General features: G+C 39.8%; 20 protein-coding genes and 1 pseudogene. 2 read left to right on the top strand and 19 right to left on the bottom strand.

Features of this window, described 5'->3' with window-relative positions; genetic code table 11:
- Positions 1-22: 22 nt before the first annotated feature.
- The 8 genes from PGZ10_RS06260 to PGZ10_RS06225 form a co-directional block, all read right to left on the bottom strand.
- Positions 23-505, bottom strand: coding sequence for a gamma-glutamylcyclotransferase family protein (locus PGZ10_RS06260; RefSeq protein WP_006426989.1), 483 nt, complete (start codon positions 503-505; stop codon positions 23-25).
- Positions 506-517: 12 nt separating this feature from the next.
- Complete coding sequence (locus PGZ10_RS06255) at positions 518-1474, bottom strand: amidoligase family protein (RefSeq protein ID WP_006426990.1); 957 nt, start codon at positions 1472-1474, stop codon at positions 518-520.
- Positions 1475-1476: 2 nt separating this feature from the next.
- Positions 1477-2772: a DNA (cytosine-5-)-methyltransferase gene (dcm, locus tag PGZ10_RS06250; RefSeq protein WP_055247004.1), complete on the bottom strand. Its 1296-nt coding sequence runs from the start codon at positions 2770-2772 to the stop codon at positions 1477-1479.
- 70 nt (positions 2773-2842) lie between these two features.
- Positions 2843-3394 (bottom strand): hypothetical protein, encoded by a 552-nt coding sequence (locus PGZ10_RS06245; RefSeq protein WP_007884604.1) that lies wholly within the window; start codon positions 3392-3394, stop codon positions 2843-2845.
- A gap of 154 nt (positions 3395-3548) precedes the next feature.
- On the bottom strand, positions 3549-3839 hold the full coding sequence (locus PGZ10_RS06240) for a hypothetical protein (RefSeq protein WP_006426993.1): 291 nt from the start codon (positions 3837-3839) through the stop codon (positions 3549-3551).
- Positions 3836-4744, bottom strand: a complete 909-nt coding sequence (locus tag PGZ10_RS06235) for a ParM/StbA family protein (RefSeq protein ID WP_044912250.1) — start codon at positions 4742-4744, stop codon at positions 3836-3838. Before PGZ10_RS06235 ends, PGZ10_RS06240 begins: the two co-directional genes overlap by 4 nt.
- Before the next feature lie 187 nt (positions 4745-4931).
- A complete protein-coding gene (locus tag PGZ10_RS06230; protein ID WP_005341391.1) occupies positions 4932-5264 on the bottom strand; it encodes a DUF5720 family protein in 333 nt (110 codons plus the stop codon).
- 40 nt (positions 5265-5304) lie between these two features.
- The gene (locus PGZ10_RS06225; RefSeq protein ID WP_227084812.1) at positions 5305-5601 is read right to left on the bottom strand and encodes a hypothetical protein; all 297 of its coding nucleotides are present in this window, start codon (positions 5599-5601) and stop codon (positions 5305-5307) included.
- Positions 5602-5826: 225 nt separating this feature from the next.
- On the opposite strand from PGZ10_RS06225, the gene PGZ10_RS06220 reads away from it, so the two are divergent.
- Positions 5827-6063: a helix-turn-helix domain-containing protein gene (locus PGZ10_RS06220; protein WP_173791116.1), complete on the top strand. Its 237-nt coding sequence runs from the start codon at positions 5827-5829 to the stop codon at positions 6061-6063.
- 328 nt (positions 6064-6391) lie between these two features.
- On the opposite strand, the pseudogene PGZ10_RS06215 reads toward PGZ10_RS06220, so the two are convergent.
- The 5 genes and pseudogenes from PGZ10_RS06215 to PGZ10_RS06195 form a co-directional block, all read right to left on the bottom strand.
- Positions 6392-6643: pseudogene (locus tag PGZ10_RS06215) on the bottom strand (flavodoxin); the annotation flags it as partial.
- A gap of 126 nt (positions 6644-6769) precedes the next feature.
- On the bottom strand, positions 6770-7648 hold the full coding sequence (locus tag PGZ10_RS06210) for a LysR family transcriptional regulator (RefSeq protein ID WP_270540960.1): 879 nt from the start codon (positions 7646-7648) through the stop codon (positions 6770-6772).
- Between the two features lie 76 nt (positions 7649-7724).
- On the bottom strand, positions 7725-7895 hold the full coding sequence (locus PGZ10_RS06205; RefSeq protein ID WP_270540959.1) for a hypothetical protein: 171 nt from the start codon (positions 7893-7895) through the stop codon (positions 7725-7727).
- 74 nt (positions 7896-7969) lie between these two features.
- Positions 7970-9004, bottom strand: coding sequence for an alcohol dehydrogenase (locus PGZ10_RS06200; protein ID WP_044998576.1), 1035 nt, complete (start codon positions 9002-9004; stop codon positions 7970-7972).
- 55 nt (positions 9005-9059) lie between these two features.
- Positions 9060-9803, bottom strand: coding sequence for a TraX family protein (locus tag PGZ10_RS06195; RefSeq protein WP_270540958.1), 744 nt, complete (start codon positions 9801-9803; stop codon positions 9060-9062).
- A 214-nt stretch (positions 9804-10017) separates the two neighbouring features.
- Between PGZ10_RS06195 and PGZ10_RS06190 the strand changes: the two genes are divergently transcribed.
- Complete coding sequence (locus tag PGZ10_RS06190; protein WP_117558445.1) at positions 10018-10713, top strand: helix-turn-helix domain-containing protein; 696 nt, start codon at positions 10018-10020, stop codon at positions 10711-10713.
- Positions 10714-10721: 8 nt separating this feature from the next.
- Here the strand turns inward: PGZ10_RS06190 and PGZ10_RS06185 are convergent, their stop codons facing one another.
- The 6 genes from PGZ10_RS06185 to PGZ10_RS06160 form a co-directional block, all read right to left on the bottom strand.
- Entirely contained in the window at positions 10722-11423 is a 702-nt protein-coding gene (locus PGZ10_RS06185) for a transglutaminase-like domain-containing protein (protein WP_117834805.1), read from the bottom strand.
- Positions 11413-12081, bottom strand: coding sequence for a class I SAM-dependent methyltransferase (locus PGZ10_RS06180; RefSeq protein ID WP_270540957.1), 669 nt, complete (start codon positions 12079-12081; stop codon positions 11413-11415). The genes PGZ10_RS06185 and PGZ10_RS06180 overlap by 11 nt, the downstream gene beginning before the upstream one ends.
- Positions 12082-12094: 13 nt before the next feature.
- Complete coding sequence (locus tag PGZ10_RS06175; protein WP_270540956.1) at positions 12095-13006, bottom strand: ketopantoate reductase family protein; 912 nt, start codon at positions 13004-13006, stop codon at positions 12095-12097.
- Positions 13007-13025: 19 nt separating this feature from the next.
- The gene (locus PGZ10_RS06170) at positions 13026-13808 is read right to left on the bottom strand and encodes a ZIP family metal transporter (protein WP_270540955.1); all 783 of its coding nucleotides are present in this window, start codon (positions 13806-13808) and stop codon (positions 13026-13028) included.
- Between the two features lie 482 nt (positions 13809-14290).
- Positions 14291-15157 (bottom strand): TrmH family RNA methyltransferase, encoded by an 867-nt coding sequence (locus PGZ10_RS06165; protein WP_055248913.1) that lies wholly within the window; start codon positions 15155-15157, stop codon positions 14291-14293.
- A 44-nt stretch (positions 15158-15201) separates the two neighbouring features.
- Positions 15202-15474, bottom strand: coding sequence for a hypothetical protein (locus PGZ10_RS06160; RefSeq protein ID WP_270540954.1), 273 nt, complete (start codon positions 15472-15474; stop codon positions 15202-15204).
- Positions 15475-15476: the final 2 nt, after the last annotated feature.

Raw genomic sequence — 15476 nt, 5'->3', positions numbered from 1 at the left:
GATGTTTCCTCTGCGGTACGTTTTATCTTGCATATCGATTTTTTTCTTTTTTTACTTCCTGTCTGGTACGTTTTACCGCTTCCATGACAGACTCCGTTGGAATCTGGTTATCCTTACATCCTTCCAGAATTCCATCCAGATAAAATTTCGATGGCTTTGCCGGAACATCTTTGTGCGGAGCGTTCATCATATATACAAACACTTCTTTCTCCACACCATCCTGATTTTTTACCCGAATCGATTCTTTCCCATAAAAACTTGGGAATCCTTCATAAAAATCCAGACTCTTCTCACACGCTTCTGTGATTTTCCATAAGACTCCTTCGACATAGCTTCCTTTTTCCGGCAGAACCGTTGCTACCCCATTGCCCGGAGCCCTTCCCCGAAATGCCAGCCGATAATTTTCAAGCCGGACGTTTTCCACAACTTCCGCAGCCGGACACCTGTACTTCATCTGCTCCAGATTCATGTTGCTGCCATAAGCGAAGTAATATCTATCTTTCATTTTTTCTCACCTCTATCTGACTCCTTCTGTCCTTTGATTTTTCTTCAGACACTCATACGTGCTTTTATCATATCTCCACGCAAGATCACCATCCAGATTTGCCAGCAGATGTTTTCGAACATTTTTATATTCGTCTCCAATTAACCCAAGTCTCAATAAAAATGTACGAAATGTAAATGCCGGGTTTTCTGATATCAGTGTCTTTTTCATCTGTGTCGATCTCTGATTGATTGCCTGTGCGGAAATGGCTAATGCCAGTGTAATATTTGCTCTCACCTTTCCTGCATGTAGTGTGCTTTCAAAACAACGCCATTCCAAAGTTCCCTTGGAAAACACAGCATGAAGATTCAGAGCATAATAACGGGTATGATCATAATGGGTATGACTTCCATCCCTGCCTCCATACCAGACATTTCTTACTCGGTCCATTGTGATTGATTTATTTGGTATTTTTCGGATTTTCTCCAATACCTCCGGTCGCACCCTCTGACAATAACTATTTGCTCTTCTCTCCTGCACTTTCAGTGCTTTGAACAGGATATCTTCCTTTGCATACATAATTGTCAGTGCATTTTTCAGACTCTGCGGTGTATGATTCGATGCATCTACATGAACATGCTGACCACAGGACTCATTTACAAAACCTCCATGCTGTCGCAGACATCGTACTACTTCCTGTAACTTTCCCATTTCATCATAGGATAATTTCGGTGATACCATTTCTGTTGAATATTCTCCACCTGCGTCTACAATTCGACCGTATACTTTCCGTTGTGTATAAATGCTCCCATCAGACATAAATTTCCACTTTTTTCCTTCCAGATCTATCACTGACCAGACTCCATAAGTAGTGCCGTCATAATATGCTTCTGTTCCAAACATTTCAGCAACAACTTCTGCAGCACGTTGTCTGGTAATCCCTGTCATTTCGATTTCTGTGCCAAAGTATTGGTCTTTTATTCCGATCATGCCTAATGGATTCCTTTCTCAGACACTTTCTGTGTGTTAAGTTCGGAGTCTGCCTTTTGTAACAATCTGCCAATTGCCTCGATAACATTGACAGTTACTCCGTTTCCAGCCTGTTTATAAAGCTGTGCGTCAGAAGTGCTGTCTATGATCTTATCAATCTGCCAGTCGTAATAACCCTGCAGTCGCAGACATTCCCTCGGAACTAACCTTCTTATTCTGCCGTGATACAAGATGCCATGACGATCGGTTGCAGTAATTGTAAACATCGGTTCTTCGGGTTCTTTCATACGTCTGCCGTTCTGACGAACATTCTCTTTTGCTGGTGTTAAGACTGCTCTTGCTCCATCCTCTGCTAATACACCAGAACATTCTCCTTTGTATTTGTGGACACCGCATTGTCTGGTATTCAGGCTTCTGCATTCTTCCGTTACCACCGGCGGAGGTGAAAGATCGACAAAGTGCAGCGTTCCCTGTTGAACACCTGTTGTCAGGGTATGTGCGATCTGGTGTCCGACTCTTCCTCTCCTGCTGTTGAGATTCGCATAACCCAGATCGATGCTGTCCCCTTCTCTTGCAAGTTTGTAGCCGAGCTTTGTATTCTCTTTGATTGGAACACCTACATCATATAATCCTGTCTTGCCGCCCATTCCACCTGCCTGTGATGTCAGGGTACAGCTTAGTCCTTTGGGACTGTAGACTCTTTTCCCCTGACTTCCTGCCCGGACTTGAACAAGAGCTGCTCCATTTGTTTCTGGTTCAGGTAATACTTTTCCGGCACATCGGAAATCAAAATATCCGACAATATACACCCGTTTTCTTGCTTGGGGGACTCCGAAATCCTTGCTGTTAAGCACTTTCCATTCGACATGGTACCCCAGTTCAGAAAGCGTACTGAGGATGGTGCAAAACGTCCGGCCTTTGTCATGCGATAACAAACCGGGAACATTTTCAAGGATAAAATACGAGGGTCTTTTAGCTTCAAGAATCCGGGCAATTTCAAAAAAGAGAGTTCCTCTTGCATCTGCAAATCCTTCTCGCTTTCCGGCGATAGAGAATGCCTGGCAAGGAAATCCTGCACAGAGTAAATCAAAATCTGGCATTCGTTCTGGTTCGATTGTTCTTGCGTCATTACAATACCACTCCCCTTCCGTATCAAACAGCAATCGGTAGTTCTTATCCGCATAAGTATCCACCTCGCAATGTCCGACACAGACAAAGTTTCCTGCCCGTCTTAAGCCTTCACGAAATCCCCCGATTCCGCTAAAGAGATCAAAAAATTGAATGGTTGCGGCTATCAACCTCCTTTTTGCTGATAAAAACAGGCGGCATGATCTCTCATACCGCCCTTCGTTATTCTGTATCAATTGGTTACCATTCTGTTGGTTCTTCTGCTTTGGATTCTTCCGGATCAGTCTCTCCTTCTGGTTCAGTTTCCTCTTCCGGTTCACTTTCCCCTTCTGGTTTGTTTTCCTCTTTCGGTTCACTTTCTCCATCCGGTTCGGCTTCCTCTTCTGGTTCACTTTCCCTTTCCGGCTCAGTTCTTTCTTCCGGTTGAGTTTCTTCTGTTCCCAATTCTCCAGTTGTCTGTTCGGATTCTTCAGGCTGCTCTTTGCTTTGCCATTCGACCTCTACCTTTTCCAGTGCTTCTTCTATAATCTGAATTAAGAAGTCTTTCTGTTTCATGTGTTTCTTTCCGATGACTACTTTTAATCTCTGGAATAATTCCTCTGATACCTGTACTGCTACTGTTCTTACTGCTCCCATGCTTATTTCTCCTTTTCCTTCCACTCTGTTGAAATGTTCTTCAATGACCTGTTGTAAAAATTTTTGTGTGCTGCTTTCTGTGAGTTCAATCTCTTCTCTTACTTTCTCATGTAAGTCCATCGGGATCTTTCCGCAGATATTTTTCATCTCTGCCATAACCTTTCTCCTTTCACTTTTGCTACACACAACATACTCCAAAGCCGCATGGAAAGCTATTCACAATACCCACCAAAGATATCGATGCATTTCTTGCCTTACCCCTAGCAGATCCAACAATGTATGTATCGTGCAATCATAGGCCTCACCCCCTTTACAAATTTTCCATTTGAGATAGAAAATCCATCATCTGATCTGGTATTTCTTCCGATGATGGTTTCGTTTTCAATTGTTCCGTAGTGCCACATATTCCTAATTCCCGAACACTTTCTTTTATCGTCTTTTGAATGACTTCTTCCATCCATTTCCGATCCTCTTTTTCCAGAATTGCCTGAACCAGATACTGGCTTTTCTGCCCTTCTGGAACACTTTGAAATTTCTCCCATGCCCTCTGGTGTTCTGGATTTTTCAGGTTCGGGCGGAACGAATATACCGGGCGTGTCATCTCGTCCACATCTGCTCTACAATCCGTTCATACCCTGTTGCGTTGGCATGGACGTCCTCTATAAAAACGGGGCGGCAAATCGCGTCCTGTGCGGTCACGTGGCGTTTTAAAATTGCGGAGCCTCCCCCCATAAATACGGTGGGTACTGCCCGGAGATCAAACCCGGATTCTGTCACCGCAGACAGTATTCTTTCTATATATTTCCGTCCGTTTTCCTGTATGATCCGTCTGGCCTCCTCTGCCATACTGCAAGATTCCCTCCGAAGCACACGCTCAATTTGAGTTTCTGTCACAGACAGTCCGGTATTTCTACGCACTTGTTCTGCTGTCTCATCAATACATCGGATTACTCCAAGTTCCAGACTTCTGCACGTTGCTGCATTCGGAACAGCATTGTCCAGCCTCATAAGGTCAACGGTCCAGCCACCAATATCAACAAGCAGAACAGACGGTTCATTCTTCAGATACTCTGGATGCAGAGCAAGCGCAGAGTATCCCTGTGGGAACAGTTTCACATCTTTTATTGTTATCTCATATAACTCACTTTCATATAAAAATCGCACTGGCTGCTCTTTCCGCAACAGATACTCCCTGAATCCCTGTTTCTCTCTTCCAAAACTTGAAAGCGGAAGTCCAACAGCCAGAATTACCTCTGTCTTTCGTTCCGCTTTCCGATGCTTGATTTCTTCTGCAATGGCTGCCAACGTCAGCAGATAATAATTATCATTGGACGTTTTATTTTTTACCAGCGTCTGTCTTCCCGTACCGCAGACATAATACTTTCCTTGATATTGCAGAACATTCTGCATGGTATACGGCTCGTAATCATACCCAATAATTCCACTTGGGAAAGACACTTGTCTTGTTTTAATGGCATAATAGCCATGATCAATTCCTATGATTATCGCAATCACATCCTTTCATTTTTTCTGTTTAACGTAAGATCAAAAATGTTGTCACTGCTGCAACGGATCGTTGCAAAAGTGCCATTCGTGAACACTTTTCTATGTTCCAGCGTCCCAAAACCTGCGGAAAATCTGGTTTTTTTATACCACTATCGCCAGAGGAACACTACTGTTCCTTCCCAGCCGGTTATAAAAGATCCCTCTCCCGGCGGCGGTCCAGCCTGTCCGGGGGAGGGATATATCGCAAGTTTCCTTTTTGAACAATTGCCTGTCTTTTTATTTTTATGAGATGTTTTTCCTGCTTTTGTAAAATGGGAAGATACTCCGGTTCTGTCAAAAACTTCCGTATATAATTGCCCTTTTTTCCCAGCTTGTTATCATTTTTCAGCAGTTCTATTTCTACCATGTAATGGGTATCTGGATGAAATCTCTTCTCACACAAAATGCTGTCCCCTTTTATATAATCAGATTTAGCCGATTCTCTTGCTGCCGCCAAGAGTTCATAAATACTTACTTCCACCTCTTATCACCTCCCAAAAGACCAGAAAAAAGCAGACCTCTTAATCGAAGTCTGCTCCTGTCGGATATGGTAATCCTCTTTCTTCATATTTTTTATCGATATAATTTCGAATCCATTCCCTGTATTCTTCCGTTAATGCCAGTTCCTGAAATTCTAACAACCACTTTTCCCCTTTTGCTTCGTCATCAAGCCATCGATCTTCTATGCACTCCGGCTCATCTAACATTTTCATCATCGCTTCAAATGGCTCTTTTACATCATCACCAAATTCTTTCCATAAGGCGATTCCATAGTTCTCCAGTTCAAAAAATTCTGTCAGATATGTCAATCGTTCCATATCCCCCAATGTCATTCTTTTTTCACCTGACAATAATGCTCGATCTCTTTTGCCACATAGATTTAAAAATTTTCTCTTTTCCATCTCCACATCCATTATACTTTTACCTCTTCCTGTTAAAAATAATTCCTTATTACGAAACATTATAAAATTTAAATTCTTTAGAATCAATATATATATTTCTGTATTACGAATCTTTTTATTTTATAAGGGGAGTTCATCATTATGCAAAAGATTAGACCAGATATGGATATTGGTAAAAATATCCAATCAATTCGATATAAAAACAATATGACTCAAGACCAAGTAGTTGCAAAATTAAATCTTATGGGTATCTCCATCACCAAAAGTACCTATGCCAAACTGGAAACAAATCGCATGAACATTAAGGCATCTGAATTAGTTGCACTTGCAAAACTCTTTCATACCGATATCAATGCTTTCTTTTCCGGCTTGCTATAGTTCGACATTCCCCGACTCCCTGTGTATATAATAGCATATTAAAAATAAGAACCAGTCTATATTCTTATCGGATATAAACCAGTTCTTTTTTCTTATCAAATAATATAAAAGTGACAGGGAATTCAGATTCTTATCTTCTGTCACTCATGTAATTATTATTCTATTTTAAATTTAATGAATTTACCCATTCTTGAATTTCTTTTTCAATGTTATTTTCTATATAAACGTCATACACATTTTTCCACATTATCTGTGTATACTGTTATTTTCAACCCCATAATTATAACTTGGTACACGCTATACACTACTATAAACTGTACTCCATTTTAGGGAATCCCAGAAGGATCTCGTCATAAGAACTCATATCCATCTCTTTTTTCATAATCGCCGGTCTATATTTTTTATCACTCATTTCCACACTGCTTCTGGATTTTTTATTCATCCAGTCAAGATCAAGCTTTGTATATGGAACTTTCGGCTCAATCTCAAACAAATCCGCTTTTGCTTCCTCTGCGATCATCTGTGCTACTTTTTTTGTTGTTCCGCTTGCACTGAAAAATGCCACTAATTTTTTACTCATAATAAAAAGCCCCTTTCTATACGTATTTTTCACAAAAAAATAGATGTATAAGATTTACATTCATCTTACACATCTATTTTAAGCTCTATCGCTTCATTATGTCTAATGCTTATATTGAATTTTGTTTTATGCCTGAAAAGCATTAATCTCCTCGATCATTTTACGGACTGCCAAAGAATATGGGATATTCCGTCGCCAGGCAATCACCGTACTGGTCGTGATTTCAGGAGAAATTCTTCGCTGTACAAGAATATCCTCTCGCCAATACTTTGCAGCACCCTCAATTGAAATTGGATACCCCAGTCCATTTGCCGCCATAACTCCGGCATTCGTTCCAAGATTACTCGTAAAAGCAATCTGTAATTTTGAAAAGTCTTTCCCAAACCAGTTGGCAAGTTCACTTTGAACGTTCATTCTTTCCGGCAGGATCAAGGGTTTTCCAATAAGATCTTCTTTTTTTATAAACTCTTTTTCTGCCAGCGGATCATCCGGCCGCATTCCGACACACCAGTGATCGCAATCTGTGATCCGGATATAATCCAGACCTTCGGTGTCCACCGGCTCCATGAATAATGCAATATCTACAAGTCCTTTGTTCATCATCTCATACACTGCATCTGCTGTTGCAGTATGCAATACAATCTGAACCAGCGGATATTTTTCTTTATATGTTTTACATATCTTCGCCAATGTCTCCACTGCTGCAAATTCACCGCATCCAATGGTTATCGTGCCCTCTACAACCTCTTCTTTTCCTTTCAGTTCCTCAAGCGTCCTTTCCTCAAGATTAAGAATCTCCAAGGCACGCCTTTTTAATAAAATTCCTTCATCAGTGAGCGATATTTTCTTCCCGTTTCGAATAAATAATGTTATTCCCAGATTCTCTTCAAATGCCGCCATTTGTCTGGATAGCGTTGGCTGGGTAATATGCAATTGTTCTGCTGCTTTTGTAAAGCTCTGTTCTTTTGCTACTGTTAAAAAATAGCGTAATAATCTTAATTCCATATCTTTATATTCCTACAAATTTTTCTTGTAACCATTCTATCATATTGCGTCCCAGACATCATCTATATCTTTACCTTTAATAATAAATCGCACACAAATCAATTATATCAAGAAGTAAATTATACTGCTTCTTTGCTGTATCGTTCATTTCATGATTCATCGGTGCGTTCTGTGAATACACCGTTGCTTCCGAAAGCTTTAGTGGTGCTGAATGATATAACATCAAGTCTTCTACATGAATTTTCATTCTATTTCTGATATATCAAATTCAACCGCTTTCATTAAAATCTTACTCTGTGGCATCTTTTATTTCTATTATATTTAACATTCTACCGCCACCTTGATCACGCCGTTCCTCTTATTTTCAAAAAGTTCATAGGCTTCTTCGATTCTGCTAAGTGGATAGGTGTGTGTGATCAGTGGTTCCGTGTTGATCTTACCTTCCGCGATCAGTCTCAGCGTTTCTTCACAATCACAACCGTCTACTCCTCCTGTTTTAAAAGTCAGATTCTTTCCATACATATCCGGCAGAGGTAACGTCTGGGCTTTATCGTAAAGTGCCACCACCGTCACGATTGCATTTGGCCTTGCGCATTCCCATGCAAGACGGAAAGTAGATTCTGCTCCTGCAACTTCAAGAACAACATCCGCTCCACCATGCTCGCTGTTTGCCTGAACAAAATCAAAACATTCTTCCGGCGAAACTGTAAGAACTTCCGGATAATGTTCCCTGATAAAATGCATACGCTTTTCGTCTTTTTCACACATGATGATCCGCTTCGGATTTTTCAGCATAACAGACAGTAAGGTACAGATACCTGTAGGACCGGCTCCAATGATCAGCACCGTGTCATCCTCAGTGATCTCGGAAATACGTGCTGCCCAGTAACCGGTGGCAAGTACATCTCCTACAAATAACGCCTGTCTGTCCGTAACTTTATCCGGAATCTTATTCAGCCCCTGATCTGCAAATGGTACACGGACATATTCTGCCTGACCGCCATCGATACGGCATCCAAGAGCCCAGCCGCCATTTTCATCGGTACAGTTATTCACATAACCTTTCTTGCAGAAAAAACATTCTCCACAAAAAGTTTCTACATTTACCGTCACCCGGTCTCCTGGCTTCACATTCTTCACAGCAGTTCCGACTTCTTCCACAATTCCAACCATCTCATGACCGACTGTAATCCCCGGCACTGCCCGTGGAACGCTTCCATGCTTAATGTGCAGGTCACTGGAACAAATGCTGGCAAGTGTCACCTTTACAATGGCATCTCTTTCATGCATCAGCACAGGCTTTGGCTTTTCCATTAATTCAAATTTTCCTTTTGAAACATAAGTATAAGTCTGCATTCTTTTCCCCATCACTTTCTATAATAATTTATCAAGAATTTCCGCTGCTGATCTATTACCGAATACGCCATTGCCAAATAACAACCAAGATAAGAAGGTGCACCGGATAAAACGCATAACAGAAATACTTGAACCACTTGCTATGGTACCCCTGCTCTCCATGATATAACCAGATTGGAATCAGTGCCAGCAGTGCAAAGCTCTGCTGTGCAATCTCAAAATGATGTTCCAGAATCGTTACCGGATAATACAGATTTCCCAGCATAACTACATTCAAATAATACAGCCCGACAAGCTGTGCCGCAAAAGAAATCCAGGTTTTCTTGCGAAAAAAATAAAAAAGCAATACCGTCAGTATTCCTGCAGCATTGTAATCTACCATGGTTATGGTTCCAAGCAGAAAATCCATCAAAAGCACGAGGCAAACCACAAAAAACGATATCCATTTCTTTTGTTTCTTCTTTGCCTTTTCAATGATCTGTATCGATAACACCCCTAATAAAAAGGTCCATAGTACATTTTGATGAAACGGGTAAAATACAGAACTTCCCATAATCAGGTTAAATGGTATTTCTGAAATTATGGCAAATAGAAAAAGACGCAGCATGTATTTTTTCACATTCGAAGTATAATAGCATCCTTCTGCGATCATAAATGCGAAAATCGGAAAAGCAAGTCTTCCTACGCATGTCATCCATTCCTGTGCTGGAAATAGTGTCGCCCACAAATGATCACATAACATAAACAGCATTGCCAGAATATGTAGTGTAAACGAATCAATTCCTCTTTTTTTCTCCATAGGTTCTTCTCCATCTATCCAGGCATAGATATCTGCCTTTTATTCTTTTCTTTTCATTATATTATGGAGCATTATCCAACGTCAATCAACTCTTGCGTCCTAATCTATCACTAATTCAGCCAGAACTCAAATACTCAACGCATTCTACTCATAAGGGGTGTTCATTTCTTATAATTTATATTATGCTTAGATTAAACAGAAGGGAGTGAATTATATGGATTTAATCAAAATCGGAAAATATATTGCAGAAAAAAGAAAAGCTCTTGGACTGACGCAGAAGCAATTGGCAGAAAAACTGAATATGAGTGACAAATCGGTTTCTAAATGGGAACGAGGCATATGCCTGCCGGACGTGTCAATTTATATGGAATTGTGCAGCATACTTAGAATCAGCATTAATGAATTTCTTGCAGGTGAAGATATCGGTGCTGAAAATGTAATTGAAAAATCAGACAGCAATCTTATTCAGATTACAAAAGAGAGTAAAAAGAAACAAAAAAATTTAAAAACAATTCTTGCTGTAGTAACTGTTTTTGCAGTAATTGTCTCTGCGATCCTTGGCACTTTATTCTTTCACAAACTGATACAGCCAAAAAATTATATTACCGCAGTTGATCAGACAAGTACTGAGATGAAAACAGCAGAATTATTATCCGGAACAGACGGCGCATATCTTTTTCATTATTTTACAAAAGATGAATTTAAAACACTCACCATTTATGTATCTGAATATCAGTCTGGGACACTGATCAGTAAAAGTAAAGTGGCTGATTTGGACTATGACGGAATCGATTCCCCTTCCAGAGGCGTCATTGCTGTTGTGCCGGATTTTGAATCTTTTAAGGTAAAATTAATTGTAGCAGATGATTATGCAAAATATTCTACGGATTTTCCTATTTTAGGACAATAAGCTTAAAACTATCGTTCTCTAATCTTCCTGACATTACGATTCATTAGGTGTCTTCCAATATGTCTATAAACAAATGCTTTAAAGGCTGAAATTTCTTGATGATGTTCCTTCAACAGTTCATCTGGACAATCATAAACACCAAAATCCTGATTGATTCCCTCGCTCTGAATATAAGTATTGTTCCTATCAAACTCAATAATGAGATTTCTGAAATCTTTGACTGCTACTCCATAACCGCAAAATGCACCTGTACATTCCGAATTTTGTTCCTGTAACTTCTTTATGTAGGTTTTATCCAAAATGAAAGCTTCCAGTTCGTACCACTGATTTTCGAAATTAATTTCTACCCAGCTATGGAAAATACTTTTTGGAGCATTACGGTAAACAAACCCGGTCATAGCCCCTTTCTGCAATCTTTTATCAATCGTAAAACCATGTACTCTGCATGGAATATTGCAGGCACGTAAAAGTGCCATAAACAAAGTTCCTTTTGTATTACATTGTCCATAACCATCTGCAAGTACTTTTGAAGCTGAAATTCCGTCATCAATATTATATCCAAATAAAACATCATCTCTTACATAGTTGTAAATTGCCTTAATCCTTTCAAATTCACCCATTTCCTTCCATTTCATATTTTGAATAAGTTTTTGAATTGCCGGATTAGAAAAATCAACCATTCGTGTTTCCCTAAGATACTTATCTTTCATTTCCTATCGCCTTTCCCATAGGTTTTCTCACAACACAATGCATTCGCATACCTTTACGAATTTCAAATTTTTCTACTTTTAATCCTGCTTTTTTGCAACATTTTATGACCACATCTCTTGTTGGCACCTGGACATCTCCATGTCCGCATATATTTGCCAACGGCATTTCCAATGTATTCATTAGCCATACCAATACTTTATTGTCACTGGTCACATCTCTCAGTATCAATCTTCCATTTGGGCGAAGACATCTTTTCACACTGTCAAAAAATGCCTGTGGATCTGGATAATGATGGAAGCTCATAGAACAAATAATTGCATCAAATGAATCCTTTTCAAAAGGAAAGTTCTCACAGTCTCCTACAACAAATGTTGCATTTGAAATATTTTTCTTTTTTGCCTGTTCAATCATGGCAGGAGTCAGATCCAGTCCTGTATAATGTCGGTCTGGATATTTTTCTACTAATAAAGAAATCATCGGAGCAGGTCCGCAGCCTGCATCCAATAAATCTCTAAATGGCTCCTTCTCTAATTCTTCCAGAATATCCGGATAATCTTTCTTGCACATTTCGTAAATACCAGCATGGCTACTTTCATATCTTCCTGCTGCTTTTGTAAATTCTTTAATTGACAATTTTTTATATTCTTCATTTTTCATGCTTTTTCTCCAATCACAGTACCTTTTTCGTCTTGCATCCGCATTTCTTCATTCTTTTAATATAAGCATAAAACTGCTTATGTAATTCCCTCATTTCATCTGGTGCCTTCATAGCATGTTGATACATAAATTTATCTCCAAAACTACTTCCAAATGTAACTGCCAGCATAATCGTCAGAAATGACAATGGCAAAAAGCAAAAAATATTCATTTTCCATGGTGACAGTTTACCCTTTTGTTTTCGCAAAAAATTAAAATTTCTTTTCAGCCTTTCTGCTGTTTTCCTCATGATTTTCCATTCTTTTTCTACTTTCTCCGGATCGTCTGATTCATAATACGCATCCGCAATCGGTACCACCATAGCAAGATGACAAAGCTGCCATAGATGCATATCCATTACTTTCTTGTATGGTATATGAGCATGCCTTAATATCTCTGAAAACTGCTTAGTTCTTTCGGATTTATTTCCTGATATTTCTGCAAATGTTGTCGGCTGAATCAACCTTGGAGTAAGTGCTGCATCAAGGATTCCATCATCATTTATACTTCCGCCTGCTCCTGGAAAAGCTGGTAATATTCTTCCTTTTCCGACAATGTCTTCCCATTTATTGTAACTGTCCAGTGAATTTATCATTGTAACAATCGTATTACTTTTATTATTTTTCAATTCAGTAAGTGCTTCATACAGTTGGTTTTCCCGGACAGTAAGCAAGACAAAATCATAAATATCATCGTTTGGTAGTTCTCCAAGAATCCTAATTTCTGCCTTTATTACTTCCTGATTTTTCTTATATAGCAATCCATTATTTCTTAAAGCCTCAAATCTTTTTCCTCTGGCATAAATACTTGTATCATAACCGGCTTCTGCAAATAAAGCTGCATACAAGGAGCCGATCACACCCGCACCATAAATCAATATTCTCATAAGAATCATTCCTCTCCTCTTACCCCAGTGCCACATCCAAGATCATCATCAAACTAAATCCAAGTGCAAAGAAAAGCGTACCGATATTTGAGTGCTGTCCCTGAGACATTTCCGGAATTAGTTCTTCAACCACGACATATAACATGGCTCCTGCTGCAAAGCTGAGTAAATATGGTAATGCCGGGATTACCAGCTGTGCAGCAAGAATCGTCAGTACTGCTCCAATCGGTTCAACCACTCCTGAAAGTACACCTCCCAGAAATGCCTTTCTCTTACTTTCACCCTCTGCCCTAAGCGGCATGGATATAATCGCTCCTTCCGGGAAATTCTGGATAGCAATTCCAAGTGATAAAGCAAGTGCACTTGTTGCTGTAATCTGTGCATTTTCAGCAAGAAATCCAGCATACATTACACCAACTGCCATACCTTCAGGGATGTTATGTAATGTAACTGCCAACACCATCATCGTAGTACGGCCAAGTTTGCTTTTCGGTCCCTCTGCCTGATCACTTCCAACATGAAGATGCGGAATCAAATGATCAAGTGCGAGTAAAAACAATATACCAATCCAGAACCCAGCAACTGCAGGAACAAACGATAAAGTTCCCATATTCTCAGATTGTTTAATTGCCGGAATCAGAAGACTCCAGATTGAAGCCGCAACCATTATACCTGCTGCAAACCCTGCAAGTGCACGTTGCAGTAACTTGCTAAGTGTTTTTCTCATAAAAAACACGCATGCTGCACCTAACGTTGTTCCAACAAACGGAATCAGTATACCTTCAAAAATATTTATTCGCATTATATTTTCCCTCCATATATGCTCGAAAAAATTCATTGGCAAAAATAATTATCTTCAGCGGTATAGTATTAGTTCTATAGCTTATTGATTATATTGCCTAATACCTAATATATGTTATTCTATAATCTTTCATACTTTCATCATGTTAGTTTTAACTAACCGTCTAGTATAAAGAAAACCGTGTAAAAAGCAAACTGTAATTTTACACGGTTCTCTTATGTTTAAGTATATCACTTACGTAATCATATAACAATATATTTCTTTCAACAATTTACAAAACTGGGCGGTGGAATTTACTCTTTCACACAATAATGTTATGGTTGTATCTCCTTCTGACAGCAGTACTGTAAAAATATCATATCTTCCAAAGGTGTAAATTCTACGTTTTTGCATTCGACTCTACGATTGCTGCATCAATCTTCTGAAAACGTTCTGTCAAATCTCTTTCCTCCTTCGTGTCATCTGATACAATACGGTTACCTTTACAGAATTATTTTCCCAAGCTGCCAGAATGCCACCGCACTCGCCGCTGCCACATTCAGCGAATCAACGCCATGTGTCATCGGAATTTTAACCGTATAATCACATAGCGCTATTGTCTCGTTTTCCAGTCCTTCACCTTCATTTCCAAGAATAACTGCCAACTTTTCTTCCTTCATCAGTTCCGAATCATCGATGCTGACCGAATCATCAGTCAGCGCAAGTGCTGCCGTCTTATAGCCAAGCTTTTTCAATTCTGCAATCACCTGTTTTGGCCAGATTACTTCCCGCTTGCACCGCATTTCATTGCTATCCCGGATAAATGTCCACGGAATCTGAAATACGGTTCCCATACTCACCCTGGAAGCCCGTCTGTAAAGCGGATCACTGCATCCCGGACTCAGAAGTACCGCCTCCATATTAAGAGCCGCTGCAGACCGGAAAATTGCTCCTACATTTGTCGGATTCTGCACATTTTCAAGAATCGCGATTCTGTTTATCCCATCACACAGATCCTGAAATTTTCGAAGCGGTTTCCGTCTCATTGCGCAAAGCATTCCTCTGGTCAGTTTGAAGCCTGTCAATTTAGTCAGCACCTCAAAATCCGCTGTAAAAATCGATACTTTCGTATCATCAAATCTGTTCATAATCTGGCTTGTTTCTTCATTCTCTTCCATCTGCTTCTTTTCAACAAGAACAGACAATGGCTCATAACCTGCATCCAACGCTCTGCCGATCACCTTCGGACTTTCCGCAATGAACATTCCCTCTTCTGGGTGATCTTTATTCAGAAGCCGTGCTTCTGTGCACCTGGCATAAATATCCAATTCCGGCGCATTAAAGTCTTTGATTTCTATTACGTTCAGCATTTCTTTTCCCCTGTTTTCATCCGTATATTTAATCTGATCACCTTTTACAGACCTTCGCGATACACCTTATTGATCGTTGCCTGCGCATGTTCCAATTCTTTTTTCTGGATAATTGCGTTCCGGTCGCTTAGAATTGCCAGCATCTCATCCAACACATCTTCCGGTCGCGGATCTGATATGCGGTACAGATAGCCGAGCATTCTTGTTGCTGTATAATCTGTGTTCATCTGTTTATAAGCAATTTCCCTGCAAAGGCTGTCCGGATAGCCTTTCTGTTGCAGTGCTTTGTATAGTTCATCCTGTTTTGACTGTGCCATAA

It is taken from the genome of Coprococcus sp. AF102-57 (genome assembly GCF_027686195.1).
GTDB classification, from domain to species: Bacteria; Bacillota; Clostridia; order Lachnospirales; family Lachnospiraceae; genus Allocoprococcus; species Allocoprococcus comes.
This window is presented reverse-complemented; position numbering and strand designations above follow the sequence as displayed.